The organism is Glaciecola sp. 1036, assembly GCF_050306235.1.
Classification (GTDB): domain Bacteria; phylum Pseudomonadota; class Gammaproteobacteria; order Enterobacterales; family Alteromonadaceae; genus Glaciecola.
Genome location: NZ_JBLWFH010000004.1, coordinates 86,420 through 104,668, shown reverse-complemented (window position 1 = coordinate 104,668; position 18,249 = coordinate 86,420). Strand labels below are relative to the sequence as shown.

Genomic DNA, 18,249 nt, shown 5'->3' with positions numbered 1-18,249 from the left:
GCTTGCTAAAAAGACAATTTAAATGCCAAAAGCTGAATTAGCAGGACGATTAAATAGCCGAATTTTGCACGTATTTTGAGCAGTTGAAAAAAATCACTCAGAAGATGCAAAAAAGGTTTGACGATAATCCCTCAACTCGGTAATATGCGCCCCCCGTAGCGATGCTACAAATGATAGTTTTTCGGTGAGTGGCGCAGCTTGGTAGCGCACTTGGTTTGGGTCCAAGGGGTCGTAGGTTCAAATCCTATCTCACCGACCACTTTTTGCTAGAGTTGATTCGATGAGCGTCCGTAGCTCAGCTGGATAGAGCAACGGCCTTCTAAGCCGTGGGTCGCAGGTTCGAATCCTGCCGGACGCGCCAGCAAAAAGTACATGTAAGCAAGAAGCAGTGGTGGGCGTAGCTCAGTTGGTAGAGCCCCGGATTGTGATTCCGGTTGTCGTGGGTTCAAATCCCATCGTCCACCCCATCTTCTTGACCAAATTTGCGGAAGTGGTGGAATTGGTAGACACGCTGGATTTAGGTTCCAGTGCTTCACGGCGTGAGAGTTCAAGTCTCTCCTTCCGCACCATCTATTTTTTCTTGTATCGGTGAGTGGCGCAGCTTGGTAGCGCACTTGGTTTGGGTCCAAGGGGTCGTAGGTTCAAATCCTATCTCACCGACCATTAGATCGTTTTGTGAAAATCAAAGAGAGATGCAATTAGACACGGTTCCCGATTCGAGTCCCGTGTATAAAGGTATAGTGATATCTTGTATTTGGCTAACCTATATTAGCGTCGAAATTCTACCACATTAGCGACATTATTCACCTCTCGATCGTTTTCAACCACCTGGGGTTGATAATCGAAATAGGCTTTTCTACCGCAGAATTCGCTGAGTTTGTAATTTAGGTTGTGAAATGACTCATGCATCATTTTGCTGATTTCCATACAACACATATAAGGTCTATCTTTGTAGACTTCTCGTTTGGCGTCTATTTGGAATTGTAAACCACGTAAGCGTTGTTGAGTTGCTTCCGGGGCGCTTTGAATAACCTTCTCAATTTCACGTTCTCTATAGGCTTCAAACGCTTCTGGATCGGTCTTTAGTAAGTTACAAATGTAGTCAAAATCTAAATTTTCTGACATATACATCTCCTTGTGGAACAACACTCCAAGGTATCGATTTCCTGTCATTTCCCTTTGTTAAATAACGAAAAACGGTCGTGACAGAACACTTTTGGATACAAGAGCTTATTTTTATTGTTTTTATTCAAAGCACAATATATGCCTAAAATATAATTTTAATATTTTCATAAGGTTATGCCATTTAAAATTGCTTAATTAGAAAAACTGTAAAAAAATCGGACTATATTTTTAATTCAATACTTAAACTTAAGTCTAGTGTTTTGGTTCTGCTGGGATTGGAATTCTTGTTATCCCATTGAATCTTCGCGTAGACTACAATCAATATTTACATTAAGTAGAGTGTCGTTAAATGATTTTATATGGTTCCACCACTTCCCCATATGTTCGCCGAATTCGGTTATTACTAACTGAAATTGAACATGAATTTGTGAACTTAGACATTTTTTCAGGGCCAGGACGAGACATCTTAAGAGCGAAAAACCCGACCTTAAAGGTCCCTATGCTCGAAGATGGGGAATTGATGATTTATGATTCCAGAGTCATCTTTCGTTACCTGTGTAAAAAGTTTCAACAGCCCTCCTTAACTTGGGAGCAAGAAAACTTACTCACCCTCATTGATGCTGCTAATGATTCTTTTGTGCAGTTGCTTATACTCAGTCGTTCAAATATTGAATTTGACCCAGAGGTACTGGTGTTTAGATTGCAAAGCGAAAGACTGGAAAACCTACTTTGGCTACTAAATGAAGAAGTTGAAAATGGAAGTTTTGAGGATTGGGATTATTTGTCCATAAGCTTATATTGTTTAGTCGATTGGGTCGATTTTAGGGAATTAGCAGATTTAGAGGCTTATCCAGCATTGGTAGATTTTTGGCATAAACATAAAAACACAATCAATGTCGAAGCGACCGACCCAAGAATGTAAAAAGGACTTTTTTACTGTTCACAGTAATTTATTGCCCTAATAATCGTAAAATTGAAAGAAAGTCAGCATTTCTCTGTTCTTTTTAAGGTAAACAATAAAATAGGAAAATACTGAAATGCTGGTTCTTAAAAAAATAATACTATTATCTTTGTGTCTTTACTCAATTCAACTTTTAGCGCTAGATCGCACCCAAATTCGTGAAAATGCTCAAGATGTTACGCCGTTGCTCAACGGTATGACAGTGCCAAATGTGGTGGTAAAAACTGCTGAAGGCGATCCTGTTTCATTGCATGGGCTCTTGTTACAAAAGCCAAGTGTGGTGGTGTTCTATCGCGGCGGTTGGTGTCCGTATTGCTCCAGACAATTGGCTGAACTCAAAGATATTGAGCAAGAGTTAGTGGACGAGGGCTATCAAATTATTGCTATTTCCCCAGAAACGCCTGAAAAATTACAAGCGCAAAAATTAAAAACTGAGTTTGCAGCACAATTGATATCTGATGCTGATCTTAATGCTATCCGTGAATTTGGAATAGGATTTTATGTTCCTGGCGAAACAGCAAAATTATATAAAGATCGCATGCAAATAGAATTAACTGCGGACAAAAATAATCGCGCAGTGTTACCAGCGCCGGCTGTATTTATTCTGGATACTAAAGGGCAGGTACGTTTTAGTTATGTAAACCCAGATTTTAAAGTGCGACCTTCAGCAGAACTTGTGCTTTCAGCGGCTAAGTTAGTTAAATAAGTACTAAAAATAAATTACACAGTTGGTTAATTAACCAATTAAACGAATTTGTGGCAACTATCTCAAAACATATTAGTATACACATGGTATGGACATTCGGATAAGGAACCTATATGAAATCGTTATTATTGGTATTAGTTGTTGGCACACTGCTAACCGGCTGTGCAAGTTCTCGTTTAAGCGATAGTGAAATGGAGTCATTGATTGAAAATTACATTAAGGAAAATGCAATTGAGCGCAAACATACAGTACCGAGCTTTAAATTAATAAGTTACTCGTTATTATCTGACCAATATCTGATGATTAGAAGTTCACTATCACGCTATCTAGTTGTGAAGCTCTTTACTAGCTGCGACTCATTAAACTCAGCCCCTGGGTTGGTAATCAAACGCCAATTTGGTTCTAGTTTAAGTGAGGGGACGGATTACGTCTTTACACCTGACTCTATTCCTTACAAATGTACTATTAGTCAGATTTATCCATTTACTAAGGAACAATATAAGGATTTGCAATCTGTTATTAAAACAGAAATAGAAGAAAAAGAACTACTTGAAGAGCAAGATGAGCAAACGCAGCCGCAATAGGTATTCGCAGTTGTTATCTCAGGTTTGAGCTTTAACTTGGATAAAATATTACATCTATAAACTTGGTTAGACCGGCTTCATCTTTATAGCTATGAGGTTGGTCTGCTTTTAACAAAAATTGTTCGTTTGCGTTAACTTCATGCCAAATATCGCCTTGCAAAATATTCAATTTTCCTTCGATTACATGGATGTGTTCCAACACGCCTAGTTGATGGGCACTGGATTCTTGCTCATGAAAATGGGTCAGTGTGATTTCAAAGATTTCGCTCTTTGTTATTGGATTAAATGGGAATAAAGTCAGGACCGCCATGTTAGGATCTTCAGTAAAATCAGCCGCCGTTGGCGTATTGTCTGTCATCGCAGACGAAGCCTGATGAGTGGCTATAAACGAAGAGAAAGAGCAATTTAATCCAGTCGCAATTTTCCATAATGTAGCTATCGTAGGACTAGATTCCTGGCGTTCAATTTGACCTAGCATTGCTTTTGATACGCCAGTTTCCTTGGCTGTACGATCCAAAGACCAGCCTTTTTGTTTACGTTGTAATTTCAGTTGATGTGCAATTTGCTCATTTAGCTGCTGTGTCGAGTCCATTTAACTTAATTCAAGGTTTTTACCAAATCTAACACAAATAGGTGCTACGTAGCTTATTTAATCTTATTTTTAAATATATTGTGCGTTATAACGCACGATGGTAAAGTGTTTTTATCCTAGTTCAATCTGCTGCATAAATTTTACATTATTTTTAGGACCGCCAATGTCGCAAAAGTGGGAAATCAGTCATTTAGCCGCAGGCCTTACCGCGGTAGTCGTTGGATACAGTAGCGCTGTGGTTATTGTGATTGAAGCTGCTAAAGCCGCTGGTGCTTCACCTGATATGGTGACGAGCTGGTTACTCACATTGGGTTTGGGGATGGGCACAACCTGTATTATCTTTTCTTGGTTGTATAAGGTTCCTGTGGTAACCGCTTGGTCTACGCCCGGCGCGGCTTTTTTAATTGGAAGCGTGCAAGGGTACAGTTTACAAGAAGTGATTGGCAGCTTTGTGCTTGCGGGAGTGTTTTCCCTGATAGCCGCTCAAAATCGCTTTTTGACAAAAAAAATTGAGAGTATTCCAAGTTCAATTTCGTCCGCGATGCTCGCTGGTATTTTGTTACCCATATGTGTCAAAGTCTTCGCAGACGCAAGTAGTTACCCATGGCTTGTATTTGGCTTTGTCGCTATTTATTTAATTGGCGGTCTGTGGTTTCCACGGTTTTTAATGCTGATTTTACTGGGCCTAGGTGTGATTGTCAGTTTAGTTAGTGGCAGTTTTACTGAAGTCGAGTGGGGTAATCTAATGCCAACATTGGTGTGGGTTACGCCCGACTTTTCAATTTCCGCTACTATTGGATTAGCGATTCCATTATTTCTAATCACAATGTTGTCCCAAAACTTACCAGGTATCGCGATTCTTAAAAGTTATGATTTTCATCCAAATTTAAAAGTTGTATTGACTAGCATAGGTGGTCTGCAAATATTAACCGCACCTTTTGGCGGCTTCGCGTATAACTTAGCAGCAATTACAGCCGCAATTTGTATGGGCGAAGAAGCTGGGAGTGACCGCCAGCAAAGGTATAGAGCCGCAATTTTTGCTGGCGTGGGTTATGTCATTTTTGGTTTGATGGCATCGATTGTAGTGGTGGTGTTCACCTATATGCCACAAGTCGTGGTGCATTTGCTGGCTGGTTTGGCTTTAGTCGCCACTTTACAAGCATCATTACTTAAAGCCATTGATGAGCACACTTATCGACATGCTGCCACCATTACCTTACTTTGCACTGCCTCGGGAATGATATTGTTGCATTTAGGAGCGCCTGTTTGGGGTTTATTCCTTGGTCTCTTGGTTGTAGGGCTACAAAAGTTTAAAGCAAATACTCAGACGGGGTAGAACTTTGTTAAGGTTTAGCTTCTATAACACCTGATTCCGTTACGGGCGTCACCCAATACCTCAAAGGATGATCACTTCCGATTTCGCTAAATGCGTTTAGCGTCTTCTCAAGTTGTTCGTTAGATATCAAAATATCCACGCTGTATAAGTTGCGATAGCCTGCTACTTGTTCGGCAACGTCATATTGCGCATGCTGACGGCTAAACCCTTGTACTTGATTAATAGTAAATCCAGCGATGTCTTCATTACTCATTAGACAATCTACAAGGTCGTCGTATAAATTTTTAGAAAAGAACAGGGTAAGAATAGAGCTATGGTTTTGGTTCATATTTTTTTACTGCCAAAAAGGTAATAAAACAAAGGGAGTAGGTAAAGAGTAATGAGGGTTGAACTGACTAACCCGCCTATAACCACAATGGCTAATGGTTTTTGAATTTCAGCGCCTGGACCACTGGCAAAAGCCAACGGAAACAAGCCGAAAATAGCTGTGGTTGCAGTCATTAAAATTGGTCGAAGTCTATCTCCGGCGCCTTCGATGATAAGTTGTTTTAGATTAAGTTTACTTCCTTCGAGGTGGTTAAAGTGTGAAATCATGACCACACCATTTAAAACAGCTACGCCAAGAAGGGCAATAAAGCCAATGGAAGCTGGAATGGAAACGTACTCACCAGTGACCCACAACGCTAAAATCCCCCCCATTAGTGCAAAGGGAACATTGGCCATAATTAGGCCTGCGGTTTTCAGGGATTTAAAAAGACTAAATAAAATGATCACTATAATCCCAATTACTATGGGTATTACCACTAATAAATTATTGGTCGCGCGGATTTGATTTTCAAATTCCCCGCCATAGGAGACTGCGTAGTTAGCAGGTAGGTTGACTTGTGTTTCTACTGCGTTTTGAATGTCTGTTACAAAGGTCAATAAGTCTCTTTCTTCAACATTCATCGATACTACCGCAAAGCGTTGGGCATTTTCTCTTTCGATGATAGATGGTCCTTGTGTCCATTGAATATCTGCTATTTTAGACAAAGGTACTTGTTCTCCATTTGGCAAATTAATTAACAATCCTTGTAAATCTGCAATTGAAGTGATGGGTGCAACACCCGCTCGTTGTCCCGAAAAAGTAATAGGCGTGCGTATTTTACCTTGAATCAATTGCCCAACTTGTTTACCTGTAACTTGCATACGAAGATATTCAGATAGTGTAGAAACAGACATTTGCATGCTAGCAGCCGCATTGGCACGCGGAATAATACTTAAAAAATCACCGCCTTCTATCAAGGTCATTTGAATATCTACGGCGCCAGGAAGTTTATGTATTTTATCAGCAATGTCCTGCGCTACGTCAGATAGTGTATCTATGTTGTCGCCAAACACTTTTACAGTAACAGTTCCTGTACTGCCAGTAAGCATTTCAGAAACGCGCATTTGAATTGGCTGAGTAAAACCAAAGTTTATTCCTGGAAATTGTGTCAGTACCTCTCGAATGGCGTTTTCAAGTTGGTTTTTATTCTCGAAACGCCATTGCGCCATAGGTTTTAATTGCATAAAAACATCGGTTTCGTTCAAACTCATTGGATCCAAACCTAGTTCATCCGAACCAGTACGAGCAACGATTTGTTCAATCTCTGGTACCTGCTCAAGGAGTACTTTTTCTATTTGTTTGTCCAATTCTAATGACGCAGCTAATGAAATAGTCGGCGATTTTTCAAGCTGAACGATAATGTCACCTTCATCTAAGGTAGGCATAAAGGTTTTGCCTAGCTGGGTATACAAAAACAGGGTAAATAAAAGAACAATCAGGGTTAACCCAATCAGTAATTTTGGAAAGTGCAACAGTTTGGCTAAGGACGCCTTGTATCCAGATTGGAGAGCGGCTAGGTATCTAGGCTGTTTTACGTTATTTTGTCCTACTAAATAAGATGTTAATACTGGTATAAGAGTGAAAGCCGTGACTAATGCCGCTGACATAGCAAAGACTATGGTTAAGGCTACCGGTGTAAATAATTTTCCTTCAAGACCAGACAAGGTTAACAGGGGCGCAAAAACCACTAAGACTATAATGGTTCCTGCAATGACGGGAGCTGCTATAGATTTTGTGGCGCGGTAAATAATGTGTAATTTGGGTAAGTTTACGCCTTTGGATAATTGACTTACTGAATTTTCAACAATGACTACAGAAGCATCAACCAACATGCCGATAGCAATAACTAATCCTCCTAAGCTCATCAAATTAGCGGTAATTAGCGCTTGTTGCATAAGTAAAAAAGTCAATAAAACCGCAACTGGAATCACACAAGCTACAACTATTGATGCACCTATTTGGCCTAAAAATAGCGCTAATAAAATGATAACGATAATTACAGCCTGGCCTAAGGCACTGGTAATAGTGGCTACTGCAGTATCAATCAGGGTTTTACGGTTATAAAAAACATTTAGCTTGGTGCCAAGTGGTAAACTAGATTCTAGAGAGGCCAGTTTTTGAGTTACACCTTCTACTACTTCAGCTGTGTTGCTATCTTTCAATGCAACTACTAATGCTTCTGTAGCTTCTTGACCATTACGCGTCACACCTCCGTAGCGCGCCAGACTTCCGTATTCAATACGCCCGAGATCTTTTAATTTGATCGCAATACCATTTTGGTAAGCAATGACAAAATTGGCCAAAGCATCCAAATCCATTGCTCGACCTTGGGTGCGTATTATTACTGAATCGTTCCCTATTTGCATACGACCAACACTGCCGTTCATATGGGTATCTGAGAGTTTTTGTTCGATGTCAGTCAAACTAATGTTGTATGCTAATAAGCGACTATTATCGGGTGCAAATTGGACTGTACGGGTGTATCCGCCGAGTACATTTACGTCAGCAACACCATTGACGGTGCGTAATGCTGGACGAATTTGCCAATCCAGTAAATGCTTACGTTCACTAAGCGACAAATTTGGATTTTCAATAGTGAACATAAACATTTCACTAAGGGGAGTACTCATGGGCGCTAACCCCCCTTGCGCGACTGCAGGCAGATTTGCCCAAATATTATTTAGTCTCTCAGTAACTTGCTGGCGTGCCCAATAGATATCTGTGCCTTCTTCAAAATCTAAAGTAATAGAAGTAATGGCGTATTTAGTTGTGGAGCGCAATATACTTTGATTGGGAATGCCTAAAAGTTCGGTTTCTATTGGTTGAGTTATTTGGGCTTCGATTTCTGATGCCGTCATGCCTGATGCTTTAATAATGACATTCACTTGCGTTGGCGAAATATCAGGAAATGCGTCTACAGGTAACTTTAGCCAAGCCATGACACCTGCACTTAATAAAATAAGAAATGCAACAATGACAAAAAGGCGTTGTGTTAAGGAAAACTGAATAATGTTATTGATCACTTACTCAGCTCCCAGACCTAGCAAAATTCCTTGCAACGCACTAACCGATTGACTAAGAATTTCTGCGTTATTTAATGTGGCATTTTGTTTAATAAGTAGCTTTGAAGTGCCGGATTTGCCTATTACATCTACCCTAACAGGCATTAATTGTTGCCCCTGTTTTTTGGCTATCCAGGTTATGCCTTGTATAGAAAAAATGCTGTCAGAGGGAACTTCAAGTGCTGATATGCTTAAAACCGGCGTTACTTCTATTAAATCCCCCAAAGTTAACGCACAGTTATCGGTCAAGGATTCTGACCACACATTGACATTGAATCCTAAGGATTTGGGTTCAACAGACTCTACCTTAATTGCGCATTGGGATGTTTTTAATTGAACGATGGATTGACGATAATTTGCAGGTAACTTGGTCAAGAGTCGTAACTCTTTTATCTCAATAATACTGCCAAGCTCCATTTCTTCGGTTTGAGTTTCTGCCGTAGGGTAAATGAAAATGCCTGTTTGTTGGGCAACTAGAAACCCTTCATCATCATGCTCACCTGACTGAAACATTTCTGCAAAGTGTTGCAAATGGCCGAAGCTTATTTTTATGTCATAATAATGAGTAAGAATTTGTTGCCATTTTTCTTGATTAATCGCTTGCCTTTCAAATAGTTTTTTACTTTCAAAATAGCGATTTTCAGCCTGCTGCATCAATGCTTGTTGCGCTTCGTACCTTTCCATAAAATGATGAACTTCGCTGCCTGATAGCTGAGCAATACGCTGGCCTTTTTTTACCTTACTGCCGTCAGAGACTAAAAATAGTATTTGTTGAGGCGAAAATGGAGCCACTATTTTCATAGCACTTTTAGGCAAATAAGAAACTTCTGCCAATTGGGGAGGCATCGTCATTTCTTGTACCTCAGTTGCGGCAACAAAAGATAACTGATATTTCCCCATGGCTGCTATATCTACAGGTTCTAAGGCAGACAAACCTAGACTGGCTGACAAAGTTAATGTAAGAAATAGCGCTCTCATAATGCTTGTCCTGATATTTGATTTAAGATTGAAATTTGTTGGGCTTGCAGTAATTGGTTTTTTGAAAATTGGTAACTTATTTCTCGCTGGTTGATTAATTCCAACAATAAACTGCCTTGCTCCACTTCATTATTTCTGGTCAACAGTTGCAAGTGCTGAGTGATTTTTTCAGCGATGCCTGCTTGCTGTTCAAGTAACTCATTTTTGTGTTGTAAAAATACCAATTGAGATTGGCTATCTAAATATTGTTGGCGTATCTGAGTGTAGGCTTGAGCAGTCATTTGCTCGATTTCTTGTATGGTTTGACGCCATTCAATATGATTTGACAACGTGTTTTGAGATCCCCAAGTCAAAGGAATATCTATGGCAACACCGAGCAAATTCTCTGTTTGAAATGGCCCCCGGAGTTGCCTAGCAAGAATTTGCAGAGTCCAAGGCGTTTGTTTGGCATCTGATAAAGCGTAAGCCAGATTAGCTTGTTGACGAGTAAGGCTAAGCATTTGAAGTTGTGGGTGTGAATGCCAGCGCTGATTGCTTTCAATAACCGAAGTTTCAACGTAATGCTCTGGTAGTTCAGTCGTGCCAGTGACTGATTGATAATAATTTATGGCAGCATCAAGTTCAGATTTGGCCTTAGCGTAACTAATTTGACTTTGAATATGTCTTTGTTGCCACAATAACAATGCGTATTCAGATAACTCGCCAGCGCGAGTTTGTGTTTGTAAATCGGCTAATATATCACTCATCCACTGGCGTTTATCCAAGGCTATTTTTTCCTCTTGTTGTGCCAAAAGTCGCTGCCATAATACTTGTCTTAGTAAGCCTGAATAAAACAGTCGTAGTTGTTGGTCTTGGATGTGTTGAATTTGGGAGTCAAGCTGTCTCTGTTTTTCTTGCAATTGCAGAGCAGAAGGCGAATTAAATGGTAAACTAATGCCAACTTCGTATTCATCAGATCCCAGTGCCATGTTACTCTTCATTGCTTGAAATTGAACGCTAGGTGGTCCAGATAACCATTTAAAAATAGAGGTTTGGTATTTTTGTCCAAGTGCAGGCTCGGATGTGACTAACTGAGTATTGCGTTCTTGTACTTTAGTGCGCAAGTCTGCTAATTCAATTGCCTGAGCTTGGGTCAAAAACGCTAAGCCGAAGACTAGGCTTAAGCGTTTGATAGTTATTACCATAGAATTGTGGTTTGGCTTAAAAAGACTAGAAAATAATAATGGCATTTTCATTGTTCAAATGATCGGTAATAGTTAACCTTATTATTGGTTATTTAACCGATTACTGTCATCGGACATATGTCCTAAAGCTCGCTAACACATTGATCTGTATCATAAAAGGTATAAAAATTTGAAAGACAAAATTCTTACCCTAAGTCTATTGGTCATCATGGCGCTTAATCTGCAAGATGTCATATTTGATACCATGTTAGGCATTCCCATAGAGCATATTATTCAAGAGTTTCTGTTAACCGTACTGGCGGGTGTGCTTGCGATATATTTGATATTTGATATGCACAAACGAACACGGAAATATTTGGAAATAACGACTAATTTGAAAGTGACAAAGCATCAATTGGCCAAAATGTCTGATCAGTTTAGAAATGCTCGCCATCAATTTTCATTAGCGATTGCAGAACAGTTTGAGCAATGGATGCTGAGTGAAAGTGAAAAAGAAATAGCTATTTTTATGTTAAAAGGGCTGAGTCTAAAAGAAATTGCAGTTTTGCGCGATACAAAAGAAAAGACAGTCCGACAACAAGCCTCTGCTATCTATGCTAAAGCGGGAATTGAGGGGCGGCATGCATTATCTGCATGGTTCTTCGAAGATTTACTTGGCGAATCCGAACAGCCATCTACACTGTCATAAATCGCGTTAATGATTGTTTTGGCACTATGTATCTATATCACTTTAAAAAAAATCGAAAACAACAGGCTAAACTCTTTATTAACATGGGGATTGCCTGTTGGATTTATATACTTGGAGTATTTATATACGATACCCAATTTAATGGTCAGCTCTCTTCAGATTTTAAACAGATTTGTTATTTTGTAATGACAATAGCTAGCTCTCTACTATTTTTTGTGGCTTGGCGCTTTTATCAGCGAGACGGTACATATGAAATGTCTATCACAAATACAACTTTTTGTATTTCATATCCGGGTTCCAAGAAATGGTCGTTTTCAATCAATATTCAAGACATCGATAGAATTGAGCGTCGAATTTCTCACTCTCATGCGGGTAAGGGGATTCCCAAAGTTGGAGTAGTAACTAAAGATGGAAATTTTTACGAAATTTGCCTTAATTTTTTCAATGGAGAATTTAAAGCAGGTTTAAATCCAATAAAAGATATACATCAGGCACTAAACAGAGTGTACCCAAATATTAGCTACAAAGTTAATAACACCTACAGCCCTTGGTAATTACCACCTTACGCTTTAGTCGCGTGTTTTGAAATGTTTACATCTACGTTTCTTGATACTCATTTTTGAGCGCTTGTTTCGATACCCATTATTTTCTGCATTTCATTTATTTAAGCTGAAGATGTCACTCGGTCTTCACCGCCACTCTTGTCCTATAAATTTATAAACACTTATAAAGTATACAGATCTGTATATATATCTTTTAATTTCATAAGCTTAGCTCAAGCTAACAATATTCAAGCTATTTTTTGTTTGCAAAAAGTAGACAGATTGGTATATTTAATAGTGTAAGGCGTGATTAGCGAAGTGAAATTATGCTATTCAAATCATTAAGTAAACCTCTAGGAGAGCATTTTGTGAATTCTTGTTTTACTCAAAGCAAACGAAAAAAGAGCCGGATGATTAGGCTTTTTCACATATATACATGCAGAGTTTTATTTAGAAGAAATACTTGTGAAGGTAGAAAAAGGAAAAGTAATAAATTTCCTCTTGTCTATCCGATTTAAACATATTTAACCAGATTAAAGAGGATATTTAAGTGAACATGATTAACGAAATTAGACAACCTGTGCCCCCGTTTACATTAGAAAAAGCAATTGAAAAAGTTCGCTTAGCTGAAGATGGTTGGAATAGCAGAGACCCCGAAACAGTTGCTCTAGCCTATAGCGTGGATACTCAATGGAGAAATCGGTCTGAATTTTTACAAGGTCGAGATCAAGCTAGAAACTTTTTACAGAGAAAGTGGGCAAAGGAACTTGAATACAGATTAATAAAAGAGCTTTGGGCATTTAGTGATAATCGCATTGCTGTTCGTTATGCCTACGAGTGGTGTGATGATTCAGGCAATTGGTTTCGTTCCTATGGTAACGAAAACTGGGAATTTAATGGAAGAGGATTAATGGTAAATCGCTATGCGTCACTCAATGATTTGCCAATTAGTGAAAGCGAAAGACTATTCCATTGGCCGTTAGGAAGAAGACCCGACAACCATCCAGGTTTGTCCGATTTGGGTTTGTAATAAATTAAAATAAATACACAATTAGTGCATTTAAAATCTGCTTGTATTTTTGGGTTTTATTGAAGATGGTTTTTTAATTTTAATCGAGAAATTTAAATATACGAAGTGTGTATATTTATAGAGTTGGTAGAGCCGGGTGAAATTGGCGTTGTATTCATCATTGAATATTAACTAGTAAAGCGAGAAAACACATGGATAATTTAGGTGGCATCCTCAATCAACATAGTTTTTCAACAGTTGTTAATCATAATGGGCACTTTAAAGGTGTTAAACATTTCACCCAAAAAGGTCAATTACACCTGTTAAGGTCAGGCAAAGTTCGCATTCATAGAAAAGGAAAGTCGGAAATTTTGCTGGATCGACCTTCCATTGTCTTATTGCCCATAGGTTGCCAGCATCATCTTGAATCTGTAGGACAAGAAGCTGCCAGTATCATTAGTGCCAGTCTGTCTTTTAACATTCATGAATCGTCGATTTTGATGAATGCGTTGCCAGAAATCGTTTATTTGCAAATCAGCCCAGCTTGTTCTCTATCCTGTACGGTCCAATGGTTATTTGAAGAAGTATTTGAGCAAAGGTTTGGTAAAGAACTGATCATAGATAAGCTTGGCGAAATTTTTATGTTGCTGATCCTTCGTCATGCTACTGAAAACGGTAGTTTGCATCAGGGTGCGCTAGCGGCAATAAACCATCCTCAAATGCGCAGAGTGATTGAAGCTATACACAAAACACCAGGTCATCAATGGACATTAAATAATCTTGCAAGTATTGCGGCAATGTCACGGTCTAAATTTGCTGAGCATTTTAAAATGCTGGTGGGACAGACACCAAATGGATACATCACAGATCTCAGACTTGCCTTAGCGCAAAAACTATTATCCAAAAACAAACCCATTGGATTTGTTGCAGGTGAGGTTGGCTATGAACATGGTTCCGCTTTGGTAAGGATTTTCAAAAAGAAATTGGGTGTTTCTCCTCGACAATGGTTACAACAGAATCGAAGTGCCCAAAATGAAATGGCAACTTGTGATAGATAGCCTTTTAATTTTAATCAATGAAAAAAGAGCATTTAATGGAAAATATAACAGATATAATTCGACGGATATCCCTCAAGGCAGATGTTTTCTTCAGCGGTAAACTTTGCGGTATTCAGTCTTTTTCATCTGACCAAAAAGGTCACCTGCATTTACTTAAATCGGGTTGCCTTACTATTTTGATGCAAGATGGAAACAAACAGGTCATTAATGTCCCTTCGGTTATATTCATTCCAGGTGCAATTGAACACAGAATTTTAGCAGAGCAATCAGAGGGAGCTGAAATGGTGTGCGCCACTGTAAGCATGGAATCTGCGAACCAGAAGTTGTTATTAGAGGCTTTACCACCTTTACTCATCTTACCTTTAGATCTAGAACCCTACATTGCGCAAACCGCGCAATGGTTATTTGACGAAGCTTTTAGTCGGTCAGTGACAAGAGCTGTGATGGTAGATAAGCTGAGTGAGATATTTTTATTCCAGATATTACGCTATGTTTTAGAAAATGAATTAGTGAAAGGCGGCATTTTAGCAGCACTTACACATCCTATGATGGCGAAGGTTATCAGTGCTATGCACAATCGCCCAGAAGAAAATTGGACAGTAGATTCCCTAGCTGAAATAGCGGCTATGTCCCGTTCAAGGTTTGCCGCTACCTTTAAATCTGTTGTAGGCGTTACTCCAAATGATTACTTGACTGACATTCGTATTGCTATTGCACAAGAAATGTTAGAAGCACATAAACCCGTCAATCTGGTAGCGAATATGGTGGGGTATGAACATGGTTCTGCGTTAGCGCGATTATTCAGGAAAAAGCTGGGAATATCGCCAAAACAGTGGTTAAAAAAACCAAAGAGAGATAAAAGTCAACCCTTACAATTAGATCCAGAACCTAATGGGAATAATCTATACGATCAGCTATAAATCCAAGACAATCGGGTTATTTTCGCTGATTAATTCAAAGTACCTTATAGCTAATGGCGAATTGCCAGAATACTGAGTTTAGAGCTGACATTTAATAAGGAATTGTATTGTGAAACCATTAAGTTTAATCATAGTTAGATTGCGCGAGCTTTCTGCTACACTTTTTTTACCATTGCAAAGCGTATTAGCCATAATAGGGCGCTTTTATGTAGCTTGGGTGTTTTTTGCTTCTGGCTTAACCAAAATTGATGACTGGGAAACCACATTATTTTTGTTTGAATACGAATATCATGTACCAGTGTTACCCTTTGTATTGTCTGCATATTTGGCTACCATCGCTGAACTTTTCTTACCTGTATTATTAGCCTTAGGATTTGTAAGCCGGATTAGTGCTCTTGGTTTAGGTATAGTCAATATTGTGGCTGTCATAAGTTTAGAAGATATTGCAGCTGCAGCCTTGTATGGTCACATTATTTGGGGATTAATCTTGCTACATATTACGGTATGGGGTGCAGGTAAACTTTCTCTTGATTATTTTACATTTGGTAGAGTGCATAGCCAGGATGCACAACCTAGGTTAGCAACTGCTTAGGTGCGAATGATTTATGGATTGGGACCCTATTATCGGTGAGAGCCCCCTGACAAATGCTCCTAAGGTGCATCTTGAAAGTGGGGCTCAATGTATTCCGCAACATTATTTATCCTACCGACATACTTTAGCGTCAGTTCAGCAAATCATATTAGATTGTGATTTCGATGACGATTACATCATTATGGCAGGAGAGGATGGATTTGGACTTTTCGTTCAAATCGGTATCGTTGGCTATGACACCTTTAAACCAATTCATTCCCAAACTAAGAAAAAAATTGTGTATGGGCGACGGTGGCGAATAGAACCCGAGTTCCCAACCTCTGAGCTTATTCAAACTATTTTTCTTGCTATTAAAAAGGCACGCGAACACGAAATAAGAGAAAGGTTTAAAATACAGGTAAACAATAAAAAAAGCGCGCCTTTTAGCACCCATCAAGATTTACCACTCATTGTGGCGCAAGCTGAGTTTATGTCTTATCAACAACCAGCTCAAACTTTTACTCAATTTAGACGGGCGTTAGTAAACTTGTTGCAGGGGGTAAGTTTTGATCATGCTAAAATAGCGGTTATGAATATCGAACAACGCTATAACAACGAAATATTACTCGATTTTCGCCTACTGCTTTCAGAACACTCAGAATTGCCTGAAAATAAAAAAAGTGAATTTTCTTTATTATTGCCTGAGCCTGATCTGAATTTTCTCTTGTATCTTCTTATGGAACATTTCATTGCAAGAAGCGATAGCTATGTAAATGAGAGGTTTTGTTATCGAAAGGTTGCGCGTTTTAGCCGTAATCTTTCTATTAGTAAAATAGCCCAACTATCAGTGCATACACGACAAAAACTCTCGGAAGCTATATCCGAAGGTTTTTACACCACTTTAAAAGAATACAATGATTGTATCGACCAAAAGCGCGCACCTAAAATTCTCACAGAAGAATTAGCGAATACTATTAAGTCTCGTCTCACTCTGTTTGGCCCGTTAGAAGGTTACGAGCCAGAATAATTCAGTATGCTGACAGTTTAGTGTTGAGGTTGCGTGTGCAGAACTAGCATTGATTGCGCTATTTCTTTTGCTACTTGCGCTGCATTTTTGTTGACTGTTGTATGAGCGTTAACTATGGCGCCATCGGTAAGTACAGCTAATTGAACTGCTATCCCATGTGGGTCAGCTAACGACAATGGACTCAAAAGCTCTTCTATATATTGGATTACCAGACGTTTATGCATAGCACAAATAACATGCACTGGATGGTCGTGACGCGGATATTCAGCAGATGCGTTTATAAACATACAACCAGAAAATTGCTTAGAGGTTGTCCATTCGTCAATGGCATCGAAAAACGCCAAGATGCGGGCAAAAGCAGGATCTCCTTGTTGCTCAGTTTCAAATTTTTTTACGCCTGTTTTTAGCATGTTCATGAATTCTTCATCGCGCCTCTGTAAGGTTGCAATGACAAGTTCATCTTTAGATTTAAAGTGATTATATAAGGTTCTTTTAGCAACGCCGGCGTGTTCAAGTACTGTGTCTATACCTGTGCCTTTGATACCTTCACGATAAAATAAGCGTTGCGCCGTCTCTACTAAATGTTCGCGCTTGCTTTTACGTCCTTTAGTCATATTAATACTCATTATTTGTATACAGGTTAGTATACATTAATATCTGACTATTAACATCTCTTTGGTTATTTTTTTAAGCAGGCGATTCGACTGTACAATGATACTAGAAAAGGTACACAGTAGCTAAGAGCTGCTTTACCTAAATGAAATTCAGCAGTACCGACGAAAATATCAAATTGGTTAATTAAAATAAGTAAGGATCCAACAAGCAAAGAGGTTTTAAGTGCACTTATCAGTATCCCTTGTGTGATTAGGCTTAACCAATTGTGATTAAGGTTGGTAATCATATTTTTCATGGCGTAGGTTGCAAGGCTTGTTCAATCCCTTCTGGATACACATGCCCTCTATATAGCATTTTGCCTTGATCTGATATAACCACAAATACTGGGGTTCCAAATACGTTGTAAGACTGACTAACCGAATTATCATGGTCAAACATGATTGGAAATTTGATGTCAAACTCTTCAATGTACGCTTGGGTTAGTTCTACCGAGTCATCAATTCCCACGTTAATGCCCAATACTTCTATAACGTCTGAGTAGTTGTTGTGTAGCTCAACGATTTTAGGGGTAGCTTTCTTACAGTATGGACACCAGGTCGCCCAAAAATACAACAAGGCAGGTTTGCCGCTAACCTTTTCACTTAGGGTATATTCTTCGCCCGATATTTCACTGAATGTGAAATCAGGAGCGATTAGGCTTTGCTGTTTACCTTGTTGTGCGTCTGCAAGACTGGCTACCGCATAACACAAAAGTGCGAACACTATATATAGCCTTACTAAAATATAATGTTTAGATTTCATATCGAATTCTCCAATAATTCTGATTTGCTATAACAAGACCTGCTTAAGCAGTATATTTACTTCAACCTTGGCAAGTTCTTGCATCAGGGATGTAGTAAACGCGATAACTTCTGTTTGGAGCAT

The 18,249-nt window shown here is 39.1% G+C and carries 19 protein-coding genes and 5 tRNA genes; 16 read left to right on the top strand and 8 right to left on the bottom strand.

Annotated features, from left to right (window positions below; all coding sequences use genetic code 11):
* Positions 1-182 precede the first annotated feature (182 nt).
* From ACNKW3_RS07660 to ACNKW3_RS07640, 5 genes are all read left to right on the top strand, one after another.
* Positions 183-259, top strand: a tRNA-Pro gene (locus ACNKW3_RS07660).
* Positions 260-284: 25 nt separating this feature from the next.
* Positions 285-361 (top strand) — tRNA-Arg (locus ACNKW3_RS07655).
* A gap of 30 nt (positions 362-391) precedes the next feature.
* Positions 392-467, top strand: a tRNA-His gene (locus tag ACNKW3_RS07650).
* A 17-nt stretch (positions 468-484) separates the two neighbouring features.
* Positions 485-569, top strand: a tRNA-Leu gene (locus tag ACNKW3_RS07645).
* A 17-nt stretch (positions 570-586) separates the two neighbouring features.
* Positions 587-663 (top strand) — tRNA-Pro (locus ACNKW3_RS07640).
* Between the two features lie 105 nt (positions 664-768).
* On the opposite strand, the gene ACNKW3_RS07635 is transcribed toward ACNKW3_RS07640, so the two are convergent.
* Complete coding sequence (locus ACNKW3_RS07635) at positions 769-1,125, bottom strand: DUF3135 domain-containing protein (protein WP_427398697.1); 357 nt, start codon at positions 1,123-1,125, stop codon at positions 769-771.
* Positions 1,126-1,474: 349 nt separating this feature from the next.
* Between ACNKW3_RS07635 and ACNKW3_RS07630 the strand changes: the two genes are divergently transcribed.
* The 3 genes from ACNKW3_RS07630 (at position 1,475) to ACNKW3_RS07620 (ending at position 3,376) form a co-directional block, all read left to right on the top strand.
* Complete coding sequence (locus ACNKW3_RS07630; RefSeq protein ID WP_427398696.1) at positions 1,475-2,047, top strand: glutathione S-transferase family protein; 573 nt, start codon at positions 1,475-1,477, stop codon at positions 2,045-2,047.
* Positions 2,048-2,162: 115 nt separating this feature from the next.
* Positions 2,163-2,792 carry a peroxiredoxin-like family protein gene (locus tag ACNKW3_RS07625; RefSeq protein WP_427398695.1) on the top strand — a complete coding sequence of 210 codons (630 nt, stop codon included), beginning with the start codon at positions 2,163-2,165 and terminating at the stop codon, positions 2,790-2,792.
* Between the two features lie 113 nt (positions 2,793-2,905).
* On the top strand, positions 2,906-3,376 hold the full coding sequence (locus tag ACNKW3_RS07620; RefSeq protein WP_427398694.1) for a DUF6491 family protein: 471 nt from the start codon (positions 2,906-2,908) through the stop codon (positions 3,374-3,376).
* 31 nt (positions 3,377-3,407) lie between these two features.
* Here ACNKW3_RS07620 and ACNKW3_RS07615 read toward each other — a convergent pair whose 3' ends face one another.
* Complete coding sequence (locus tag ACNKW3_RS07615) at positions 3,408-3,968, bottom strand: helix-turn-helix domain-containing protein (protein ID WP_427398693.1); 561 nt, start codon at positions 3,966-3,968, stop codon at positions 3,408-3,410.
* Between the two features lie 163 nt (positions 3,969-4,131).
* Here ACNKW3_RS07615 and ACNKW3_RS07610 point away from each other — a divergent pair, with 163 nt between their 5' ends.
* Positions 4,132-5,304 (top strand): benzoate/H(+) symporter BenE family transporter, encoded by a 1,173-nt coding sequence (locus ACNKW3_RS07610; protein ID WP_427398692.1) that lies wholly within the window; start codon positions 4,132-4,134, stop codon positions 5,302-5,304.
* Between the two features lie 7 nt (positions 5,305-5,311).
* Here the strand turns inward: ACNKW3_RS07610 and ACNKW3_RS07605 are convergent, their stop codons facing one another.
* From ACNKW3_RS07605 to ACNKW3_RS07590, 4 genes are read right to left on the bottom strand one after another with little or no spacing between them, the layout of a single operon-like run.
* Positions 5,312-5,632: a DUF3240 family protein gene (locus ACNKW3_RS07605; protein ID WP_427398691.1), complete on the bottom strand. Its 321-nt coding sequence runs from the start codon at positions 5,630-5,632 to the stop codon at positions 5,312-5,314.
* Positions 5,629-8,694 (bottom strand): efflux RND transporter permease subunit, encoded by a 3,066-nt coding sequence (locus tag ACNKW3_RS07600; RefSeq protein ID WP_427398690.1) that lies wholly within the window; start codon positions 8,692-8,694, stop codon positions 5,629-5,631. Before ACNKW3_RS07600 ends, ACNKW3_RS07605 begins: the two co-directional genes overlap by 4 nt.
* Positions 8,695-9,711 carry a hypothetical protein gene (locus ACNKW3_RS07595; RefSeq protein WP_427398689.1) on the bottom strand — a complete coding sequence of 339 codons (1,017 nt, stop codon included), beginning with the start codon at positions 9,709-9,711 and terminating at the stop codon, positions 8,695-8,697.
* Positions 9,708-10,895 carry a hypothetical protein gene (locus ACNKW3_RS07590; protein WP_427398688.1) on the bottom strand — a complete coding sequence of 396 codons (1,188 nt, stop codon included), beginning with the start codon at positions 10,893-10,895 and terminating at the stop codon, positions 9,708-9,710. Before ACNKW3_RS07590 ends, ACNKW3_RS07595 begins: the two co-directional genes overlap by 4 nt.
* Positions 10,896-11,064: 169 nt before the next feature.
* On the opposite strand from ACNKW3_RS07590, the gene ACNKW3_RS07585 reads away from it, so the two are divergent.
* The 7 genes from ACNKW3_RS07585 to ACNKW3_RS07555 all read left to right on the top strand — a co-directional run bounded on the left by ACNKW3_RS07585 (position 11,065) and on the right by ACNKW3_RS07555 (position 16,710).
* Positions 11,065-11,583: a helix-turn-helix transcriptional regulator gene (locus ACNKW3_RS07585; RefSeq protein WP_427398687.1), complete on the top strand. Its 519-nt coding sequence runs from the start codon at positions 11,065-11,067 to the stop codon at positions 11,581-11,583.
* A gap of 26 nt (positions 11,584-11,609) precedes the next feature.
* Entirely contained in the window at positions 11,610-12,137 is a 528-nt protein-coding gene (locus ACNKW3_RS07580; RefSeq protein WP_427398686.1) for a hypothetical protein, read from the top strand.
* Between the two features lie 544 nt (positions 12,138-12,681).
* Positions 12,682-13,155, top strand: coding sequence for a DUF1348 family protein (locus tag ACNKW3_RS07575; RefSeq protein ID WP_427398891.1), 474 nt, complete (start codon positions 12,682-12,684; stop codon positions 13,153-13,155).
* Positions 13,156-13,346: 191 nt separating this feature from the next.
* On the top strand, positions 13,347-14,192 hold the full coding sequence (locus ACNKW3_RS07570; protein WP_427398685.1) for a helix-turn-helix domain-containing protein: 846 nt from the start codon (positions 13,347-13,349) through the stop codon (positions 14,190-14,192).
* A 35-nt stretch (positions 14,193-14,227) separates the two neighbouring features.
* Positions 14,228-15,112, top strand: a complete 885-nt coding sequence (locus ACNKW3_RS07565) for a cupin domain-containing protein (protein ID WP_427398684.1) — start codon at positions 14,228-14,230, stop codon at positions 15,110-15,112.
* Between the two features lie 109 nt (positions 15,113-15,221).
* The gene (locus tag ACNKW3_RS07560; protein WP_427398683.1) at positions 15,222-15,704 is read left to right on the top strand and encodes a DoxX family protein; all 483 of its coding nucleotides are present in this window, start codon (positions 15,222-15,224) and stop codon (positions 15,702-15,704) included.
* 13 nt (positions 15,705-15,717) lie between these two features.
* A complete protein-coding gene (locus ACNKW3_RS07555; protein WP_427398682.1) occupies positions 15,718-16,710 on the top strand; it encodes a hypothetical protein in 993 nt (330 codons plus the stop codon).
* Positions 16,711-16,727: 17 nt separating this feature from the next.
* Here the strand turns inward: ACNKW3_RS07555 and ACNKW3_RS07550 are convergent, their stop codons facing one another.
* Together ACNKW3_RS07550 and ACNKW3_RS07545 are read right to left on the bottom strand one after the other, a co-directional pair.
* Positions 16,728-17,324: a TetR/AcrR family transcriptional regulator gene (locus ACNKW3_RS07550; RefSeq protein WP_427398681.1), complete on the bottom strand. Its 597-nt coding sequence runs from the start codon at positions 17,322-17,324 to the stop codon at positions 16,728-16,730.
* 292 nt (positions 17,325-17,616) lie between these two features.
* Entirely contained in the window at positions 17,617-18,126 is a 510-nt protein-coding gene (locus tag ACNKW3_RS07545; protein WP_427398680.1) for a TlpA family protein disulfide reductase, read from the bottom strand.
* Between the last annotated feature and the right edge of the window lie 123 nt (positions 18,127-18,249).